The 18,658-nt window shown below is 68.3% G+C and carries 15 protein-coding genes; 9 read left to right on the top strand and 6 right to left on the bottom strand.

Features of this window, described 5'->3' with window-relative positions; genetic code table 11:
* Nucleotides 1–82: 82 nt before the first annotated feature.
* Nucleotides 83–2,353 carry a xanthine dehydrogenase family protein molybdopterin-binding subunit gene (locus AC3WVS_RS29335; RefSeq protein WP_492321442.1) on the bottom strand — a complete coding sequence of 757 codons (2,271 nt, stop codon included), beginning with the start codon at nt 2,351–2,353 and terminating at the stop codon, nt 83–85.
* A gap of 83 nt (nt 2,354–2,436) precedes the next feature.
* Here AC3WVS_RS29335 and AC3WVS_RS29330 point away from each other — a divergent pair, with 83 nt between their 5' ends.
* Nucleotides 2,437–3,192, top strand: coding sequence for a TetR/AcrR family transcriptional regulator (locus AC3WVS_RS29330; RefSeq protein WP_492321441.1), 756 nt, complete (start codon nt 2,437–2,439; stop codon nt 3,190–3,192).
* A gap of 27 nt (nt 3,193–3,219) precedes the next feature.
* On the opposite strand, the gene AC3WVS_RS29325 is transcribed toward AC3WVS_RS29330, so the two are convergent.
* The 4 genes from AC3WVS_RS29325 to AC3WVS_RS29310 are packed head-to-tail and all read right to left on the bottom strand — an operon-like array spanning nt 3,220 to nt 6,535.
* The gene (locus AC3WVS_RS29325; protein WP_492321440.1) at nt 3,220–3,855 is read right to left on the bottom strand and encodes an N-carbamoylsarcosine amidohydrolase; all 636 of its coding nucleotides are present in this window, start codon (nt 3,853–3,855) and stop codon (nt 3,220–3,222) included.
* Nucleotides 3,848–4,927 (bottom strand): 2,5-dihydroxypyridine 5,6-dioxygenase NicX family protein, encoded by a 1,080-nt coding sequence (locus tag AC3WVS_RS29320; protein ID WP_492321439.1) that lies wholly within the window; start codon nt 4,925–4,927, stop codon nt 3,848–3,850. Before AC3WVS_RS29320 ends, AC3WVS_RS29325 begins: the two co-directional genes overlap by 8 nt.
* A gap of 13 nt (nt 4,928–4,940) precedes the next feature.
* Nucleotides 4,941–5,771: an alpha/beta fold hydrolase gene (locus tag AC3WVS_RS29315; protein ID WP_492321438.1), complete on the bottom strand. Its 831-nt coding sequence runs from the start codon at nt 5,769–5,771 to the stop codon at nt 4,941–4,943.
* Nucleotides 5,772–5,782: 11 nt separating this feature from the next.
* Nucleotides 5,783–6,535 (bottom strand): maleate cis-trans isomerase family protein, encoded by a 753-nt coding sequence (locus tag AC3WVS_RS29310; protein WP_010812897.1) that lies wholly within the window; start codon nt 6,533–6,535, stop codon nt 5,783–5,785.
* A gap of 348 nt (nt 6,536–6,883) precedes the next feature.
* Here AC3WVS_RS29310 and AC3WVS_RS29305 point away from each other — a divergent pair, with 348 nt between their 5' ends.
* From AC3WVS_RS29305 to AC3WVS_RS29280, 6 genes are all read left to right on the top strand, one after another.
* On the top strand, nt 6,884–8,044 hold the full coding sequence (locus AC3WVS_RS29305) for an FAD-dependent monooxygenase (RefSeq protein WP_492321437.1): 1,161 nt from the start codon (nt 6,884–6,886) through the stop codon (nt 8,042–8,044).
* An 87-nt stretch (nt 8,045–8,131) separates the two neighbouring features.
* Nucleotides 8,132–8,629 (top strand): (2Fe-2S)-binding protein, encoded by a 498-nt coding sequence (locus AC3WVS_RS29300; RefSeq protein ID WP_492321436.1) that lies wholly within the window; start codon nt 8,132–8,134, stop codon nt 8,627–8,629.
* A gap of 50 nt (nt 8,630–8,679) precedes the next feature.
* Nucleotides 8,680–11,559: a c-type cytochrome gene (locus tag AC3WVS_RS29295; protein WP_492321446.1), complete on the top strand. Its 2,880-nt coding sequence runs from the start codon at nt 8,680–8,682 to the stop codon at nt 11,557–11,559.
* A 622-nt stretch (nt 11,560–12,181) separates the two neighbouring features.
* Complete coding sequence (locus AC3WVS_RS29290) at nt 12,182–13,582, top strand: MFS transporter (RefSeq protein WP_492321435.1); 1,401 nt, start codon at nt 12,182–12,184, stop codon at nt 13,580–13,582.
* Between the two features lie 201 nt (nt 13,583–13,783).
* On the top strand, nt 13,784–14,434 hold the full coding sequence (upp, locus tag AC3WVS_RS29285; RefSeq protein WP_010812902.1) for a uracil phosphoribosyltransferase: 651 nt from the start codon (nt 13,784–13,786) through the stop codon (nt 14,432–14,434).
* A 127-nt stretch (nt 14,435–14,561) separates the two neighbouring features.
* Nucleotides 14,562–14,726: a DUF3149 domain-containing protein gene (locus tag AC3WVS_RS29280; protein WP_010812903.1), complete on the top strand. Its 165-nt coding sequence runs from the start codon at nt 14,562–14,564 to the stop codon at nt 14,724–14,726.
* 52 nt (nt 14,727–14,778) lie between these two features.
* Here the strand turns inward: AC3WVS_RS29280 and AC3WVS_RS29275 are convergent, their stop codons facing one another.
* Nucleotides 14,779–16,305, bottom strand: a complete 1,527-nt coding sequence (locus tag AC3WVS_RS29275; protein WP_492321434.1) for a helicase HerA-like C-terminal domain-containing protein — start codon at nt 16,303–16,305, stop codon at nt 14,779–14,781.
* Between the two features lie 218 nt (nt 16,306–16,523).
* On the opposite strand from AC3WVS_RS29275, the gene AC3WVS_RS29270 reads away from it, so the two are divergent.
* Together AC3WVS_RS29270 and purD are read left to right on the top strand one after the other, a co-directional pair.
* Entirely contained in the window at nt 16,524–17,249 is a 726-nt protein-coding gene (locus tag AC3WVS_RS29270; protein ID WP_010812905.1) for a YebC/PmpR family DNA-binding transcriptional regulator, read from the top strand.
* An 84-nt stretch (nt 17,250–17,333) separates the two neighbouring features.
* Nucleotides 17,334–18,602, top strand: coding sequence for a phosphoribosylamine--glycine ligase (gene purD, locus AC3WVS_RS29265; protein ID WP_010812906.1), 1,269 nt, complete (start codon nt 17,334–17,336; stop codon nt 18,600–18,602).
* Nucleotides 18,603–18,658 lie beyond the last annotated feature (56 nt).

The following is an 18,658-nucleotide window of genomic DNA, read 5'->3' as shown; positions in this document are numbered from 1 at the left end:
TACAGGGCTCAGTTCGGTTCCACCTAGCTTTGACTCTCCAACTTTACGGGGTCAGTTCACTTGCGGGAGAGGGAGCAAACAGTCAGCTTTTCAGCGCCGCCAGCACCGTCTCAGGGACGAACGGCGGCCGGCGCAGCCGCACCCCCAGCGCATCGAACAAGGCATTGGCAAGCGCCGGCGCGCCCGGCAGCGAGGCCGATTCGCCCGCGCCCAGCGGCGGCTCCGACTGGCGCGGCATCAGCACCACTTCAATCGGCGGGATTTCCGGGAAGGTCAGCAGCGGATAGCTGCCCCATTCGCGGCTGGCGACCCCATCCGCATCGAAGCGCACCTGCTCCTTCAGCACCCGGCTGATGGTCTGCACCACGTTGCCGTGGATCTGGTGGCGCACGCCGTCGGGATTGACCATCATGCCGGTATCCTGCCCGACCACCACCTTCTCGATGGTGATGCGGCCGCTGCCGGCATCCACCGCCAGGTCCACCACCCAGGCCGACCAGGCTGCGCCGAAGCCCGGGAAACGGCTGTGGATATAGCGGGCATAGGCCACGCCCCGGCCGCGCAGCCGGCCATCGGCATCCGCGATGCCCCGCGACCCGGCCACGCCCCGCTGCCAGCCAGCCGCTTCAGCCACGGCACGCAGCAAGGCCGCGGCACGTTCATCCGGCAGGTGCCGCAACCGGAAATCCACGGGATCGGCACCCGCCTCTGCCGCCAGCTCATCGATCACGCACTCATGCGCAAACGCATTGGGCAGCGCCGACACGCCACGCAGCCAGGACGCGCGCACGATCGCGGGAGTGTCGTCGCAACCGATGCGGCGCGCGCCATACGCGTATGGCGGCACGGCGGTGCGATCGCCCATCTCCAGCGTGCGCGGCGCGTTGGGCACGGCACCGGTCAGCACCAGCGCCAGCGTGGGCGCATCGTTGGACGGATAGCGGCTGGTGAAGTCATAGCCAAGCAGCGCGCCGTCCGGCCCCAGCGTAGCGCTGACGTCCATCAATTGGGCCGCGCCCTTGGGCTCCCACAGGTGTTCCTGTTCGCGCGATAGCTGCACGCGCACGGGCCGCCCGACCGCGCGCGCCAGCAGTGCCGCGTCGGCGCAGACATCGTCGGCGCAGTTGCGCCCGTAGCAGCCGGCGGCCTCCATGCGCACGACCTCGATGCGGTCTTCGCCGAGCCCGCACAGCCTGGCCAGGTCGATGCGCAGCACATGCGGGTTTTGCGTGCCGGACCACACCGTCAGGCCATCGTCATGCCAGTCGGCCACCGCGCATGACGGGCCGATCGAGCCATGCATCTGGTACGGCCAGACGAAGCGCCGCTGCAAGACCTTGCCGGCGCCGCTTGCCGGCGGCTCGCCGTCGGACAGCAACTCGCGCCGCGTGGCGGGGTTGGCGCGCAGCGCGGGCTCCGGATCGTCCAGCGCGGGCAGCGGCGGCACCGGCTTCCAGCGCACGCGCAGCCGGCGCGCGGCCTGCACCGCGTATTCCTCGCGCTCGGCCACCACGCCGACAAAATCGCCCCGCACCACCACATCGACCAGGCCGGGTATATCGCGCACGGAGTCGCGGTCGACTTCCAGCAGGCTGTTGCCGACAAAGTCGCCGCTGTCGCGCCCCGCATATGGGGGCCGCACCACGCGGCCATGCAGCATGCCGGGCACGCGCACGTCGTGGACAAAAGTCAGCGCGCCGCGCACCTTGCCGGGAATATCGACGCGGCCCGCGGCGCGGCCGACGATGCGGTAGGACTCGACCGGCTTGGTCGGTATGTCTTCGGCCAGCGGCAGTTCCAGGTGCTCGCCGGCAAGCAGCGCGCCATAGCCGATGCTGGCCTGCGTGCCGGGATCGCGGAACATGCCGTCCTCTGCCTCCAGCCTGCCGGCCTCTACGCCGAGGTGCTGCGCGGCACGCGCCTGCAGCCACGCACGGGCCTGTGCCGCGGCGCGGCGCAACGGCAGCGCCGAGATCTGGATCGATGCGCTGGCGATAGTGGGACCCTGGTTGGGGGTGGCTTCGGTATGGCCAAGCACCATGCGTACGCGTTCGAGCGGCACGTCGAGTTCTTCGGCCACGATCTGCGCCAGCGCCGTGCGGATGCCGGTGCCCAGGTCGACGTGGCCGTTGAAGGCCAGCACCTCGCCGCTGTCGCGCACGGCAATGAAGATGTCCGGCAGCGCCGGCACGTAGTCCGAAGCCGCGCCGGGCTGGCCCGGCGCGGGCCGCGGCGCCGCCTGCGGGGCGCGCGTCACCAGCAGCACGCCGGTGGCCTGCAGCAGCGCCAGCCGCAGCGTGCGCGGCGTGTCGGCGTCGGCCTGTGCCGCGGGTTGCAGGTTGGTTGCCGTCATCGTTCTGCCATCTCCTTCACCGGCTGCGCCCCGGGGCGCCCGCTATACTGCAAGCCAACAGTGGAATAGCCCAAGCATCGACCATGACGATCACGACCGCGCCCAAGCCAACCGCAAAGCGGGCGCCAGCCGGCACGCGGGCCAGGCAAGCGCAGGACAGCCGCGACCGCATCCTGAAGGCTGCGATCAAGGTCTTCGCCCAGCGCGGCTACGACGGGGGCCGCATCGAACGCATCTCGTCGCTGGCCAAGACCTACGACCGGATGATCTATTACTACTTCGGCAGCAAGGAAAAGCTGTTTGTTGAAGTGCTGGAGACCATCTACCTGCAGCTCAATGAAGCCGAGCAGCAGCTGGAACATGAGCTCGACGCTGCCGACCCCGTGCGCGCGCTGTCGCAGCTGATCGACTTCGTCTGGCAGTACTACCTCGACCATCCGGAGTTCGTCGCCATCCTGATCAGCGAGAACATGAGCCAGGGCAAGCACGCGAAGAAGTCGGTGCGGCTGCGCGAGATCTCCAGCTACGCGCTGTCGGTGCTCGACGGCATCCTCGCGCGCGGCAAGGCCGCGGGGCTGTTCCGGCCCGATGCGCGCGCGCGCGATGTCTATATGGTGATCGCTTCGCTTGGCTACTTCTACAACTCCAACCATCATACGCTCAGCGCCTTCCTGGGCGAACCCATGATGAGCCCGCCCGCGCTGGCGCACTGGCGCGATGTGATCCAGCAGACGGTGCTGCGCGCGGTGGCCGTGCCCGGCGCGGTGCCGGATGCGGATGTGGCGCCGCCGGCCGCGCCGCGCAAACCGGCCCGCGGCCGGCGCGCGGCGGCAGGCTGACGCCAGGCCTGGCCGCATCGCCACGCCTCAGGCGGCGGCGCGCACGCCGGCAACCTGCGCCAGCGCCTCGTCGCGCGTCAGCACGGTGGCGTATTTCTGCGCCATGTCGAACAGGTTGGTGTCATGCGGACCCAGCGCGCGGTCGCCTACGCAATCCGACACCACCAGCGGGCGGAAGCCCAGCGACATCGCGTCGACCACGCTGGCGCGCACGCAGCCGCTGGTGACGCACCCCGCCACCAGCAGCGTCTGCACGCCGCGCTGCGTCAGCCACGCCGCCAGCGAGGTACCGAAGAACGCCGACGGCACGGTCTTGCGCACCACCAGCTCTCCCGGTGCGGGGGCCAGCTCCGGCACGATCTTGCTGTTGTGGCCATCCTCCTTCAGCGTCAGCATGCCCGGCACCTTCAGCGTGAAGATATTGTGGTCGCTGTCGTCGTCGGCAAACACGATGCGGCTATGCGCCACCGGCCAGCCCTGCTCGCGCGCGCTGCGCAGCAGCGGCTGGGTATTGCGGATCGCCTCGGGGATATTGCCGCCGCCGAACACCGCCGGATCGGCGAAGCCGTTGACGAAGTCGATGATCAGCAGGCCGTATGGGGCCTTCAGTTCCATCGACGCGCCGAAGCCCTGACGCTGGTAAGTCTGCACGGCGTCATCCATGGCGCGCGTCCTTGTAGAGAGAAGCGGCCGGCGCGTGGTGGCCGTCCATCACCTTGCCGCGCACCACCACCGGCTCGCCGTCCAGGCTGACGGTGCAGTGGCGCACCGGGATATCGATATGGCAGGCGGTGGTGCGGCTGCCGCCGGCTTCGTTGTTGGGACCGAACGAGCACAGGAAGTTGCCCTCGTAGGCACGCGCATCCATGCCGATGGTGGCCTCGCGGTCGTACATCGCCAGCGCCGACCAGCTGGCGCGCGGCTGCAGCCCCCAGCCGATATGCGACATGGCATAGGCCTCGGGGTCGTTGAACGAGGCCATGTAGTCGGCCAGCAGCTCGGCGTCCACGCCGCCTTCGATGCTGCGCACGTAGCCGGCTTCGACCGTGATGCGGATCGGCGCCTGGAGATAGGACTTCATCGGCAGCAGGATGTCGCCGCGGTCCAGCACGATGGTGCCGTTGGTGCCGCCCTCGTCCGGCCAGGTCAGCACGAAGCCGCTCGGCCAGTGGTCCCAGCGGCCGGGCTCGTCGACAAAGCCGTACTCGCTGATCGCCGGGAATTCGCCCAGGCGGCAGCGCAGGTCCATGCCGGCGTCGGACACGATATGCATCTCGCGCGCCTTGCCCAGCCGCGCTGTCGCCGCTTTGACGCGGGCGCGATCGGCCTCGGTCGGCACCAGCCGCGCCAGCACTTCGGGCGGCTCCACCGCGAGCAGGATCCTGGTGCCTTGCGCCAGGATCTCGTGCTGCTCGGGCGAGAACAGCAGCGTCATCAGGTCCAGCACCAGGTCGCTCGCCTTGAGCGCAGCGATGGCGGCGGGATTGCCGGTGAGCGGCGTGGTACCGAGGTAGGCCAGCGCGTCGCGGCTGAGCGCCTTTTCGCCGTTGACCGGCGGCAGGTCGAGCCGGTTGACGATGGCGCCCATCGATGCCGCCGCCACCATCGCGGTGCGCAGCGTCTGCGGATGCGTGGCGGCGCCGGTCAGCACGGTGACGGTCTGTCCCGGCTCAAGCTTCGACAGCGTCAACACCTGCTTCCACGCCGCGGTCAGGTCGTAATCGCTTACGGGCATGTTCGCTCCTTGATCAGTTCAGCGCCGCACCCAGGAAGTCGCCGAAGGCGCGGTAGAAGCCGGCCTCGTCGTCCCACGGGATCATGTGGCCGGCGTTGGCGACATGCGCAAGCAGCAATGCGGGCAGCAGCTTGCGCATCTCCTGCACGTCTTCCTCGCGGATCACGTCGCCGCGGCCGGCGGTCATCAGCAGGGCCGGCACGGCGACGTGCGGCAGGTCGGCGTGGATATCGTCCTCATGGAAGCCATTGAAGCTGGCCAGGATCGCGCGCTCGTCGCAGGTATGCAGCCATTGCGCGCGCAGGCGCAGCTGGTCCTCGGTCCAGGTCGGGCAGAAGCGGCGCATGCCTTCCACGTCGATGCCCTGCTGCGCCAGCCGGATCGAATCGATGTACCACGGCAGTTGCGACGGATACGGGCGGCGGCCCGGGCCCGACACCGGCGGATCGACCAGCACCAGGCGCGTCAGGCCTGCCGGCTTGCTGCGCGCGGCGCGGATGCCGATGCGCGCGCCCATCGAATGGCCGACGATGGCGTAGCGCTGCAAGCCAAGCGCTTTGGCAAACGCGATCACATCGGCAGCCTGCGCATCGAGGCAGTAGTCCAGCTCAGCGCCGGCCTGCGACAGGCCGCGGCCGCGCACGTCGAGCACATAGGTATCGAACTGCCGCCCGAACTGCTCGCCGACAAAGCCCCAGGTCACCGCCGGGCTGGTGATGCCCGGCACGATGATGACGGCATCGCGCTGCGCGCGCGCGCCGCCCTGCCCGCCATAGCGCAGGTAGTGCTGGCGGATGCCGTTGGCGTTCACGTTGGCGCCGTAGAGAAAGGTGCTGTCTGCCATGGCCGCCCCCTTCAGTACGCGCCCGACAGCAGCGCGCCGGCGCCCGGCACCACCGGCTCCAGCCCCAGCCGCTTCAGCAGCGCATAGGTGGTGGCGACGGCGGCGGTAACCACAGGCTTGCCGGTCATTGCCTCGACCTTGGCCACGGCCGGCAGCGACGGCATCTGCACGCACGCCGACAGCACGATGACATCGGCGTCGGCCGTATTCATCTGCGCGACGATCTCCGGCAGCCGCGCCGGGTCATGGCGGCCCACCTCAAGGTTGTCGGGGATTTCCAGCGCGCGGTAGTCGACCACCTCATAGCCTTCATTGCGGATGTAGTCGACCACCAGCTCGGTCAGCGGCTTCATATAGGGTGCCACCACGGCGATGCGCTTCGCGCCCATCACCTTGAGCGCATCCACCAGCGCGCCGGCGCTGGTGATCACCGGCGCGTCGCCGCCGTTCTCGGCGGTATGCGCCTGCAGGCGCTGCTCGGACACGCGGTGGTAGCCGTGGCCCATGGCCATGATGGCGACCAGGCAGGCGTAGCCGAGCACGTCGACGCGGGCGTCGCTCAGTTCCACCGCGCAGCGGTCGGATTCGGCGTCCATGGCCGCCAGCTCTTCCTTGACCACCTTCTTCATCCGCATCCGGCTTGAGTGAAACGTGAAGCGTTCCGGGCGCACCAGCTGGCGCGCGGCCAGCATCGCCGGGATCTCGGTTTCCATGGTGGTGTTGGAGCTCGGCACGATCTGGCCGATTCGGAAAACTTTCTGCACTGTCGACTCCGTCATCTGTTTGTCTGTCTACCCTGCCTGCTTCGCCCTGGGGGCCCTGCATGCTGCGATTGATTGTAGTGTACACACTTTATCTAGGCAAACAGAATCTGCGTCGCCGCGAATTCACTCGTTCAGTGCATACTTAACTAACCAATCCCTGTTTTTGCGCGCAAATTCACCGATACAGCGCGATGTGCGAGCGTCTTCACGTTTCAGTAAGGGTTTTCCATAGGTTCATCAATTTCTTCTTTTACTTTGATATTTTGAGTGTGTACACTCGTTTTCAACGGTCGGCCGAGTGGCCGCCCCAGCCCCCATCGACCTTGTGTCATTGCCAGGAGAAAGAACGTGCAAGGCAAACCGCGAATCGCAGTTGTCGGCGCCGGACTCGGAGGGACGGCCGCGGCCGCCCTGCTGCAGCGAGCCGGCTTCCAAGTCAGGCTGTATGAACAGGCACCGGCGTTCTCGCGCCTGGGCGCGGGCATCCATGTGGGGCCCAACGTGATGAAGATCATGCGGCGCATCGGCATCGAGGACGCGCTCAACGACATGGGCTGCCACCCCGACTACTGGTACAGCCGCGACGGCCTGAGCGGCGCGGTGATCGCGCAGATCCCGCTGGGCGACTACGCGGAGCGCCACTACGGCGCCAGCTACCTGACCGTGCACCGCGGCGACTTCCACAAGCTGCTGACCGACGCCGTGGCGCCCGACACGCTGTTCTTCAACAAGAAGCTGGACAGCGTCACCGACCAGGGCGACGTGGTGCAGTTGCGCTTCACCGACGGCACGGTCGAAGAGGCCGACATCGTGATCGGCGCGGACGGCGTCAACTCGCGCATCCGCGAGACGCTGCTGGGCGCCGAGCCGCCCAAGTACACCGGCTACGTGGCGCATCGCGCGGTGTTCCCGATCTCGCGCGTCAAGGGCTTCACGCATGAGCGCTGCACCAAGTGGTGGACCGACGACCGCCACATGATGGTCTACTTCGATACCAGCAAGCTCGACGAGATCTACTACGTCACCGGCGTGCCCGAGCCCGACTGGGACATGAGCAAGAGCTGGGTGCCGAGCAGCATCGAGGAAATGCGCGCCGCATTCGACGGCTGGCACGAGGGTGTGCAGTCGCTGATCGAAGGCACCGTCGAAGTGACCAAGTGGCCGCTGCTGGAGCGCGACCCGCTGCCGTTGTGGAGCCGGGGCCGCCTGGTGCTGCTCGGCGATGCCTGCCACCCGATGAAGCCGCACATGGCACAAGGCGCCGCGATGGCGATCGAGGATGCCGCGATGCTTACGCGTTGCTTCACCGAGACCGGCGTGGACGACTTCGCCTCGGCATTCGCGCTGTATGAAGCGAACCGCAACGAGCGCGCAAGCAAGGTCCAGCTGGTCTCGCACAACAACACCTGGCTGCGCAGCAACGAGAACCCCGACTGGTGTTTCGGCTACGATGTCTTCAACGTGCCGCTGGTGTCGGCCGGGACCGGGACGCTGTCCGCAGCGGCCTGACGCCTGACCAACCCTGCCCGCCGCAGCCCCTCATCGAAGGGGCGCGGCGCAGCGATGCGTGATGTTCAAACCGCCCCCAAGCCCCCGATGAACACGCCCCGCCCCCTGACGCTGCAAGTCAATCACGCCGAGCACACGCTGAGCGTGGCCCCTGACACGCCGCTGCTCTACATCCTGCGCAACGACCTGTGCTGCAACGGGCCCAAGTACGGCTGCGGCCTGGGCCAGTGCGGCGCCTGCACGGTGCTGGTGGACGGCATGCCGGCGCGCGCCTGCGTGCTGCCGGTCAGGGCCGTGGTCGGGCACGCCGTCACCACGCTGGAAGGACTGGGCACCGATGCGCAGCCCGACCCGGTGCAGCAAGCGTTTATCGACGAGCAGGCCGCGCAATGCGGCTATTGCCTGAATGGCATGATCATGACCGCCAAGGCGCTGCTCGCGCAGAATCCCGATCCCGATGAGGCCCAGATCCGCGAGGCGCTGCGCTTCAACCTGTGCCGCTGCGGCACCCACGTGGAAATCGTGCGCGCGGTGCAACGTGCCGCGATGCTGCAACGGCAAGCGGCCGCGGGGGCCGCATCGTGAACGAAGGACTCGTGCCCCAGGCCACCCCTGCGACCGCGGTCGCGGGCAGCATGCCGCCGCCCGCCGCCGACTGCCTGGTTGCCCGGGTGCTGACACCGCCTGGCCTGCGCTGGATCGACGGCAAGCCGCTGGCGGCACGCCTGCTGGGCGCGCAGCGCGAGGCCGCGCTGGCGCTGCCGGGCGTGCGCGCGGTCGTCATCCGCAACAACTTTGCCGGCGTGGCGGCGGCTTCCGGCGCACAGGCCGCCGACGCAATCCAGGCGCTGCAGGCACGATGGTCCGCCCCGCCCCGCGCCGGCGACGCGCCGGTAACGCGCCACGCGCTGGCCCGGCGCGGCAATGCCGATGCGGTGCTGGCTGGCGGCGCTGCGCGCCACACGCAGCACTACCAGTGGCCGCTGGCCGGCACCCGCGGCGAGGCGTATTGCACGGCCGTCGCCGACTGGCGCGACGGCAAGCTGACCGTGTGGCTGCCGAGCACGCGCCCTGGCGCGCTGCGCGCCGAGCTTGCCGCGCTGCTGGGCATCGCGCAGCAACAGGTGGTGCTGGCCTGCTGGCAGGCGCCCGACGACCGCGCGGACCCCGCCCTGCTCGCGCCGCACGCCGCCGCCGACGCGGCGCTGCTGGCCCACGCCGCCGGACTGCCCGTGATGCGTCGGCTGTGTGCCGCCGACCTGGGTCTTGCCGATGCCGCGCTCGATATGCGCGTCGACACCGCGCTGGCCGGCACTGCCATCGAAGCCTACGCCGCAACGCTGGCGGGCACCGCCGCCCCGGCCGTACCGCTGGCGCTGTGGCTGACGCATACGGCATCGCCCGTGGCGGACGGCATCGATGCCGACCATGCGGGCGACACCGCCATGCCGCCCTATCGCATCCCGCATGTCGACCTGGTTGCGACAGGCAACGCCGCCGCGTTCGATGCCGCGCCACTGGCGGCCGCCCGGGCCCAGGTGTTCGCCCGGGAATCCCATCTCGACGAGCTTGCCGCCGCCTCCGGCACCGATCCGGTCGCGCTGCGGCTGGCGCATCTCGACGATGCGCGCGGCACGGCACTGGTACGCCAAGTGGCCGAGCGCGCCGCCTGGACGCCGGCCGCGCCCCGCGCCAACACAGCGGCAGGCAACGTACAGCGCGGCCGCGGCTTTGCCTATGCCCACACCATCGATCACGAAGCCGGGCAGACCTGGTCGGCATGGGTGGCCGAGGTCGAGGTCGACGGCACCACCGGCGAGCTGGCGGTCACGCGCGTGACGGTGGGGCATGACAGTGAATCGCTGCCGCGCGCGCAAGCCGCGCCGTCCGCGCGCTCGCTCGAGCTGGCCGTGGCCGATGCTGCCCTGCAGCTGACGTCGGCCACGCCCGCCTTCGACACCTGGCCGGCCGAGGCGCCATCTGCCAGGCCGGCGCTGCCAGCCGTGCCGGGCAGCGCCCTGCCGGAAGTCCGCCTGGCCGGCACGCTCGCCCCGCATGACGCGCTGGCTGCCAGCCCGACCGGCACCATGCCCGCCGCCGCGGCCGTGGCCAATGCCATCTACGATGCCACCGGCGTGCGCCTGCGCGCGCCGCCCTTCAGCGCCGACCGCATCCGCCTGGCGCTGGCCGAGGCCAGGCCCGGCAACCAGCGCAGCAAGCGCGGCTGGATCGCCGCAGCCGCCGCTGCCGCTGCGGGCGTGTGCGCCACGCTGCTGCCCTGGCGCGCGCCGATCGCACCGGTGGCGCCGCCCGAAGCGGGCTTCTATTCCGCCGCCACGCTCGAACGCGGCCGGCTGGTGGCCGCCGCGGGAGACTGTGCGGTTTGCCATACCGTGCCGGGCGGCGTGAAGAACGCCGGCGGCCTGCCGCTGGAGACGCCCTTCGGCACGGTCTACAGCACCAATATCACCCCGGATGTGCAGACCGGCATCGGCAACTGGTCCTTCGCCGCGTTCGAGCGCGCCATGCGCGAGGGCATCCACCGCGACGGGCGCCGCCTGTATCCCGCGTTCCCGTACACCGCATTCGCGAAGATCAGCGACGGCGACATGCAGGCGCTATACGGGTACCTGATGTCGGCAGAGCCGGTGAAAGCCGAAGTCCCGCAGACGCAGCTGGCGTTCCCCTTCAACGTGCGCCCGCTGCTGGCCGGCTGGAACCTGCTGTTCCATCGCAACGAGCGCTTTACACCGGACCCGTCGCGCTCCGCGCAATGGAATCGCGGCGCGTACCTGGCTGAAGGGCTGGGCCACTGCAGCGCCTGCCATTCGCCGCGCAACGCGCTCGGCGGCGAAAAGGGCGGCCGCCAGTACCTGACCGGCGGCAGCGCCGAAGGCTGGGAAGCGCCGCCTCTGACCGCGCTGTCGCAAGCACCGCTGCCCTGGACCGAAGCGGCGCTGTTCACCTACCTGCGCGGCGGCTATGCACCGCACCATGGCGCCGCGGCCGGACCGATGGCACCGGTGGTCGAGGAACTGGCGCAACTGCCTGAGTCCGACGTGCGCGCGATTGCGCACTACGTGGCCTCGTTCGGCACGCCAGCGCCCTCGCCTGCCGTACTGGCCGCACAGGCAGCGCAGATCGAGCAGCGCAGCGCGCAGGCCGCGCGCACCCTGGGCGGTCCCGGCGAACGCCTGTACCAGAGCGCATGCGCGGTCTGCCACCAGTCGGACCAGGGCATCGCCCAGTTCGGCGTCAAGCCTTCGCTGGCGCTCAATACGAACCTGCACAGCAAGCTGCCGGACAACGTGATCCAGGTGCTGCTGCAAGGCATGCCGGCACCGCCCAACAGCGAACTGGGGGCGATGCCGGCCTATGCCGACACGCTCGACGACCAGCAGATCGCGCAACTGACGCAGTACCTGCGCGCGCGCTTTGCGCCCGACAAACCCGCATGGCAGGACCTGGAGAACACCGTCGCGCGCCTGCGCGCGGCGCCTGCCCACCAGGACTAATCCAGACCTTGCGGGGCCGGCGCGCCGGCCTTCCGCATCCACGCTGACCGCACCTGCGCCGTGCCTGGCAAGGCGCTTCGCCACCGGGCAGGGACACGTGCATTCCCGCGCCGGCGCCATGCGCGCCACGCGCGGGAAAACCCCGAGGAGGGAAAACGCAATTCGGCCTTGCCCGCCAGTTTCATGTAGCTTACGCTGAACGATCATGTAGTGCGCACTACATGAGTGCCGCGTGGCTCGCAGCGGTGCCTCCCCGCACAAGGACGGCGCGCCGCAAGCGGCAGACGAGACAACAAAACTAAAAGATTGGCCCTTTACATCACCGGAAGCGCTGGCCCGGGGCTTGCATAGTCCCCCGCAGCGCCGACCGGGAGGCCGGGCCTGGACCAACCAAGGGTAGACAACAAGGAGTGACTATGTCGTATCAGAACCAAGCAGGTGTCGCGAGCGTGCTACCAGGTTAGTTCCAGCCTCGCCAATTGGAGTACTCACCACGTTTCGTTGCAATTCGGTGCGACTGCCCCGGTGTGATCATCACGCATTAGTCAGTACCGTCTGGCCCCGCTTCGATAAACGTGTGCGTCCGAGTTCAAGAACCAGCCTATAAAGACAGGTAGACAACATGTCGTCATCAATTTCATCCATGGCAACAACGACCATCCCGGAAGTCACGCTAGGCTCGGCTCCGCAGCCCAGCGCGAGGGGAGCGTCGTCTCAAACCATCACGATCGAGCAAGGCATCCGCGCGGCCGGCGTCGGCCGGTTCCAGTATCGGCTCTTTGTCATCTTCGGCCTGGTCTGGCTCGCTGACGCGATGCAGGTGCTGTCGATCGGCTTCACCGCGCCGTCGATCGCGGCGACGTTTGGCATTCCCGTACCGACGGCCTTGCAGACCGGGACGATGTTCTTTGTCGGCATGCTGATCGGCGCTTTCGTGTTCGGCCGGCTGGCTGACAGGATCGGACGCCGGCCAGTGCTGATGATGGCGGTGGTCATCGACGCCATCTGCGGTGTCGCTTCAGCCTTTGCACCGGACTTCCAGTGGCTGCTGTTGCTGCGTTTCCTGACCGGCATCGGCGTTGGCGGCACGCTGCCGGTCGACTACACCATGATGGCCGAGTTCCTGCCCTCGGACCGGCGCGGTCGCTGGCTGGTCCTGCTGGAGTCGTTCTGGGCCGTCGGCACGATCCTGCTCGCCATTCTTGCGCTGATCGCCGTGTCGCGAGGCAATGATGCCTGGCGGCTGATCTTCCTCGTCACGGGCATCCCCGCCCTGGTCGGCGTGGTGTTCCGTTTCTTTGTTCCCGAGTCTCCGCTCTACCTGAATAAATCGGGACGCTCGGCCGAGGCGCGCGCGGTGCTGCAGCGTGTCGCCACCGCCAATCGCGTGTCCGTTGAAATCGGCAACCTGGAGCCGCAGCCGATGGAGCGCAAGTCGGTCTTTGCGCTGTTCGCGCGCGGATGCCGGCGCCGCACCATCTGCCTGCTTGCCGCCTGGGCGCTCATCTCGATCGCCTACTACGGCGTCTTCGTCTATCTGCCGGTCAAGCTGGCGGGCCAGGGCTTTGGCTTCATGCGCGGCCAGGTCTTCCTGATCGTGCTCGCGCTGGTGCAGCTTCCCGGGTTCGCGCTGGCCGCGCACGGCGTCGAGCGCTGGGGCCGCAAGCCGACCCTGATCGGCTTCCTGCTGCTCAGCGCGGCAGGCTGCATGCTCTACAGCCTGGGTACGTCCACCGCGCTTATCGTCGGCTCGACCCTGCTGATGAGCTTCTCGCTCCTCGGTACCTGGGGCGCCCTCTACGCCTTCACGCCCGAGGTGTACCCGACCGACCTGCGGGCCAGCGGGATGGGCACTGCGGGTGCGATGGCGCGCTTTGGCGGCCTGTTCGCGCCGTCCATCATTGCACCGATCATGGCCAGCCAGTTCACCCTCGCCCTTGCGCTGCTTTCGTCATTTCTTGCCGTGGCGGCAATCGCCATCTACATGGTGGATATCGAGTCGAAGAACCGCGCGCTCGACTAGCGCAAGGCGCCGCCGGACGCTCCCGGCAGTTCAGGGAGCCCGCCGGCGGCGCTGGCGTAGCGGGTCCCGAAAGCGAAGCCACGGGCAGGGCGGCCCGCTTCCATTACAATCCGGCTGCAACGGCGCGGCGCGCTGGTCGACCCGATCTCGCCGCCCGCTTCACCTGCTTGCCCCTATCCCGCCGAGCCCTCGCCGCCAGCCATGAAACAAGACCCGCGCTTTCCCAACCTGTTCATCCTCGACCACCCGCTGATCCAGCACAAGCTCTCGCACATGCGCGACAAGGAAACGTCGACGCGCACCTTCCGCGAACTGCTGCGCGAGATCACGCTGCTGATGGGCTATGAGATCACCCGCAACCTGCCGCTGACCACGCGCCGCATCGAGACGCCGCTGGTGGAGCTGGACGCGCCGGTGATCGCCGGCAAGAAGCTGACCATCGTGCCGGTACTGCGCGCGGGCGTGGGCATGAGCGACGGCCTGGTCGAGCTGATCCCGTCGGCGCGCATCGGCCATATCGGCGTGTACCGCGACGAGCAGCACCGCCCGGTGGAATACCTGGTGCGCCTGCCCGACGTGGAGGACCGCAGCTTCATCCTGTGCGACCCGATGGTCGCCACGGGCTATTCGGCTGCGCATGCCGTGGATGTGCTCAAGCGGCGCGGCGTGAAGGACGAGGCCATCACCTTCGTTGCGCTGGTGGCGGCGCCCGAGGGCGTGGAGGTGTTCCAGAAGGCGCATCCGAACGTGCAGCTGTTCGTGGCCTCGCTCGACAGCCATCTCGACGAGCACGCCTACATCGTGCCGGGCCTGGGCGATGCGGGCGACCGCCTGTTCGGCACCAAGAACTGAGTGGCGCGCGGCGGGCTGGCTTGCGCTTGACCGGCCTCAATAGTCCGCGCCACAGGGCTCCCTACACTGGCGGCAGGCGCCGGCGAGACCTCGCCGGCGGCCATCGCCAAAGCAAAGGGAGCCAAGCATGGAAGCCTTCAAGATCCTGTTCAGTACCAGCACCGGCCTGATGAGCCTGGGCGTGATCGTCTTCATCATCGGCATGGGGTGGTTCTTCGCGCGGATGTTCGCGCGCAAGATGCGCGAGGATGCGGCAGCGGCCAAGGCGCAGCAACAAGCGCAGCGCCGCTAAGGAAAAGGGCCGCTTCGCGCGGCCCTTTCCGTCATTGCGTCAGTCCGGGGCTTTACTTCTTCTTGCCCAGCAGGCTCCCCAGCACGCCGCGGATCAGCTCGCGCCCGACCTGCGAGCCCACCGTGCGCGCGGCCGACTTGGCCATCGACTCCAGGATCGAATCGCCGCGGCCGGTCTTGCCGGTGCCCTTGGTCAGCGTGCCGAAGATGTCGCCGGCCGTGCCGAGCCAGCCGCTGTCCTGCTCGCCCGCTGGCTGCCCCGCCGGCGCGCCGCCAGCGCCCTTGCCGTTGCCATTGCCGACCGTCGCCACGCTGCCGCGCAGCTTTTCATAGGCGGATTCGCGATCCACGGTCTTCTCGTAGGTGCCCGCCACCAGCGAACTTGCAATCAGCTGCCTGCGCTCTTCCTCCGTCGCCGGGCCGATGCGGCTGCCCGGTGCCAGCACCCAGGCGCGCTCGGTCACGCAGGGCGTGCCCTTGGCGTCAAGGAACGACACCAGGGCCTCGCCCACGCCCAGTTCGCTGATCGCGGTTTCCAGGTCCAGCTTGGGGTTGGCGCGCATGGTGGTGGCCGCCACCTTGACCGCCTTCTGGTCGCGCGGGGTAAAGGCGCGCAGCGCATGCTGCACGCGGTTGCCCAGCTGGCCCAGCACGGTGTCGGGGATGTCGATCGGGTTCTGCGTGACGAAGTACACGCCCACGCCCTTGGAACGCACCAGCCGCACCACCTGCTCGATCTTGTCGAGCAGCGCCTTGGGCGCATCGTTGAACAGCAGGTGGGCCTCGTCGAAGAAGAACACCAGCTTGGGCTTGTCCAGGTCGCCGGCCTCGGGCAGCTTCTCGAACAGCTCGGACAGCATCCACAGCAAGAAGGTCGCGTACAGCCGCGGCACGTTCATCAGCTTGTCGGCGGCCAGGATATTGACCACGCCCTGGCCCTTCTCGGTCTGGATGAAGTCTTCCAGGTTCAGCATCGGCTCGCCGAAGAAGACGTCCCCGCCCTGCGATTCCAGCGCGATCAGCCCGCGCTGGATGGCGCCGACCGAGGCGGCCGAGATATTGCCGTACTCGGTGGTGAACTGGCCGGCGTTGTCGCCGACGTACTGCAGCATGGCGCGCAGGTCCTTGGCGTCGAGCAGCAGCAGGCCATTGGCGTCGGCAATGCGGAACACCAGGTTCAGCACGCCCTGCTGGGTGTCGTTCAACTCCAGCATGCGCGACAGCAGCAGCGGGCCCATGTGCGAGACCGTGGCGCGCACCGGGTGGCCCTTCTCGCCGAACACGTCCCACAGCGTGGTCGGGCACGCGCCCCATGCCGGCTCCGGCAGGTTCAGGTCGGCCAGGCGCTGTTTTAGCTTGTCGGACGGCTGGCCGGCCTGCGAAATGCCGGTCAAGTCACCTTTGACGTCCGCCATGAAGACCGGCACGCCCAGTCGCGAGAAGCCCTGCGCCAGGGTCTGCAGCGTGACGGTCTTGCCGGTGCCGGTGGCGCCGGTGATCAGCCCGTGCCGGTTGCCCATCTGCGGCAGCAGCACCAGTTCATGTTCGGCGTTCTTGGCGATGAGGATGGGGTCGGCCATGATGTTCCTGGGGTTTTGAGGTCTGGCACCGCGGGACTCGCCACGGCAGCGGCGCGGGCAGGCCCGCGTGATAAAATCCTGGGCTGATTATAGCCAGCCGCCAGGCATATCCGTCACCTGGCGGGCGCTGTCCGAGGGCTTTGCCACCCGGCCACGGCGCGCATGGCAACCCCGCACAACATCACCGCAGATCACCGCATTCCGCTTCGGAGAGAATCATGGCCGGTCACTCGAAATGGGCCAATATCAAACACAAGAAGGCCGCCGCTGACGCCAAGCGCGGCAAGATCTGGACCCGCCTGATCAAGGAAATCACCGTTGCCGCCAAGCTCGGCGGCGGCGATGTCGACTCCAACCCGCGCCTGCGCCTGTCGATCGACAAGGCCATGGACGCGAACATGCCCAAGGACAACATCCAGCGCGCGATCCAGCGCGGCGTGGGCGGCATGGAAGGCGCCAACTACGAAGAGATCCGCTACGAGGGCTACGGCCTGGCCGGCGCGGCCATCATCGTCGACTGCCTGACCGACAACCGCACCCGCACCGTGGCCGAAGTGCGCCATGCGTTCTCCAAGCACGGCGGCAACATGGGCACCGAAGGTTCGGTGGCGTTCATGTTCACCCACTGCGGCCAGTTCCTGTATGCCCCCGGCACGCCGGAAGACAAGCTGATGGAAGCCGCGCTCGAAGCCGGCGCCGACGACGTCGTCACCAACGACGACGGTTCGATCGAAGTCACCTGCCCGCCCAACGATTTCTCGGCGGTCAAGGCCGCACTGGAAGCCGCCGGCTTCAAGGCGGAAGTGGCCGACGTGGTGATGAAGCCGCAGAACGAAGTCAGCTTTGCCGGCGACGACGCGGCCAAGATGCAGAAACTGCTCGACGCCCTGGAAAACCTGGACGACGTGCAGGAAGTCTTCACCAATGCGGTGATCGAAGACTAAGCTGCAACAAGCCCCCATCGGCGGCGCCCCGGACACAGCCCAGGCCGCCGCCTTTTAGTATGTGTTTCTTTTCTGGCAGTGATCATGAAAGTATTGGTTGTCGGCTCGGGTGGACGTGAACACGCGCTGGCCTGGAAATTGGCCCAGTCCCCCAAGGTGCAGGTGGTGTACGTGGCGCCGGGCAACGGCGGGACCGCGCTCGACAAGCGCCTGCAGAATGTTCCGCTGACCGACCCCGAGGTCATCGCCGCCTTTGCCGAGCGCGAGGGCGTGGCCTTCACCGTGGTCGGCCCCGAGGCCCCGCTGGCCGCCGGCATTGTCGATATCTTCCGCGCCAAGGGCCTGCGCATCTTCGGGCCGACCCAGGCTGCCGCGCAGCTGGAATCGTCCAAGGACTTCGCCAAGGCGTTCATGGAGCGCCACGGCATCCCGACCGCCGCTTACCAGACCTTCTCCGACGCCACCCAGGCGCACGCCTACATCGACGCCCAGGGCGCTCCGATCGTGATCAAGGCCGACGGCCTGGCAGCGGGCAAGGGCGTGGTGGTGGCGATGTCGCTGGAAGAAGCGCACACCGCGGTCGACATGATGCTGGCCGACAACAAGCTCGGCGACGCCGGCGCGCGCGTGGTGATCGAAGAGTTCCTGGACGGCGAGGAAGCCAGCTTTATCGTGCTGGTCGACGGCAAGAACGTGCTGGCGCTGGCCACCAGCCAGGACCACAAGCGCCTGCTGGATGCCGACGCCGGGCCCAACACCGGCGGCATGGGCGCGTATTCCCCCGCCCCGGTGGTCACGCCCGCGCTGCATGCGCGCGCGCTGCGCGAGATCATCCTGCCGACCGTGCGCGGCATGGAAAAGGACGGCATCCCGTACACGGGCTTCCTGTACGCCGGCCTGATGATCGACAAGGACGGCAACCTGAAGACGCTGGAATTCAACTGCCGCATGGGCGACCCCGAAACCCAGCCGATCCTGGCGCGCCTGAAGACCGACCTGGTCGATGTGATGGAGCACGCCGTCAACGGCAAGCTCGACAGCATCGAGCTGGACTGGGACCGCCGCACCGCGCTGGGCGTGGTGATGGCCGCCTACGGCTATCCCGACAGCCCGCGCAAGGGCGACGCCATCACCGGCATCCCGGCCGAGACCGACGACAGCGTGACCTTCCACGCCGGCACCACCCTCAAGGACGGCACCCTGCTGACCTCGGGCGGGCGCGTGCTGTGCGTGGTGGGCCTGGCCGACACCGTCAAGGCAGCGCAGCGCGCCGCCTATGCCGCGGTCGAGCAGATTCGCTTCGACGGCATGCAGTACCGGACCGACATCGGCTACCGCGCCATCAAGCGCTGATCCTTCCCGGCAAACGCCGTTCCGGCCGGCATGGCTGATCCGCCTTGCCGGCCAGC

The organism is Cupriavidus sp. CPT47-8839-RL05A (genome assembly GCF_058792255.1).
The sequence above is the reverse complement of the archived record's forward strand: the minus strand, read 5'-3'. Positions and strand labels throughout refer to the sequence as shown.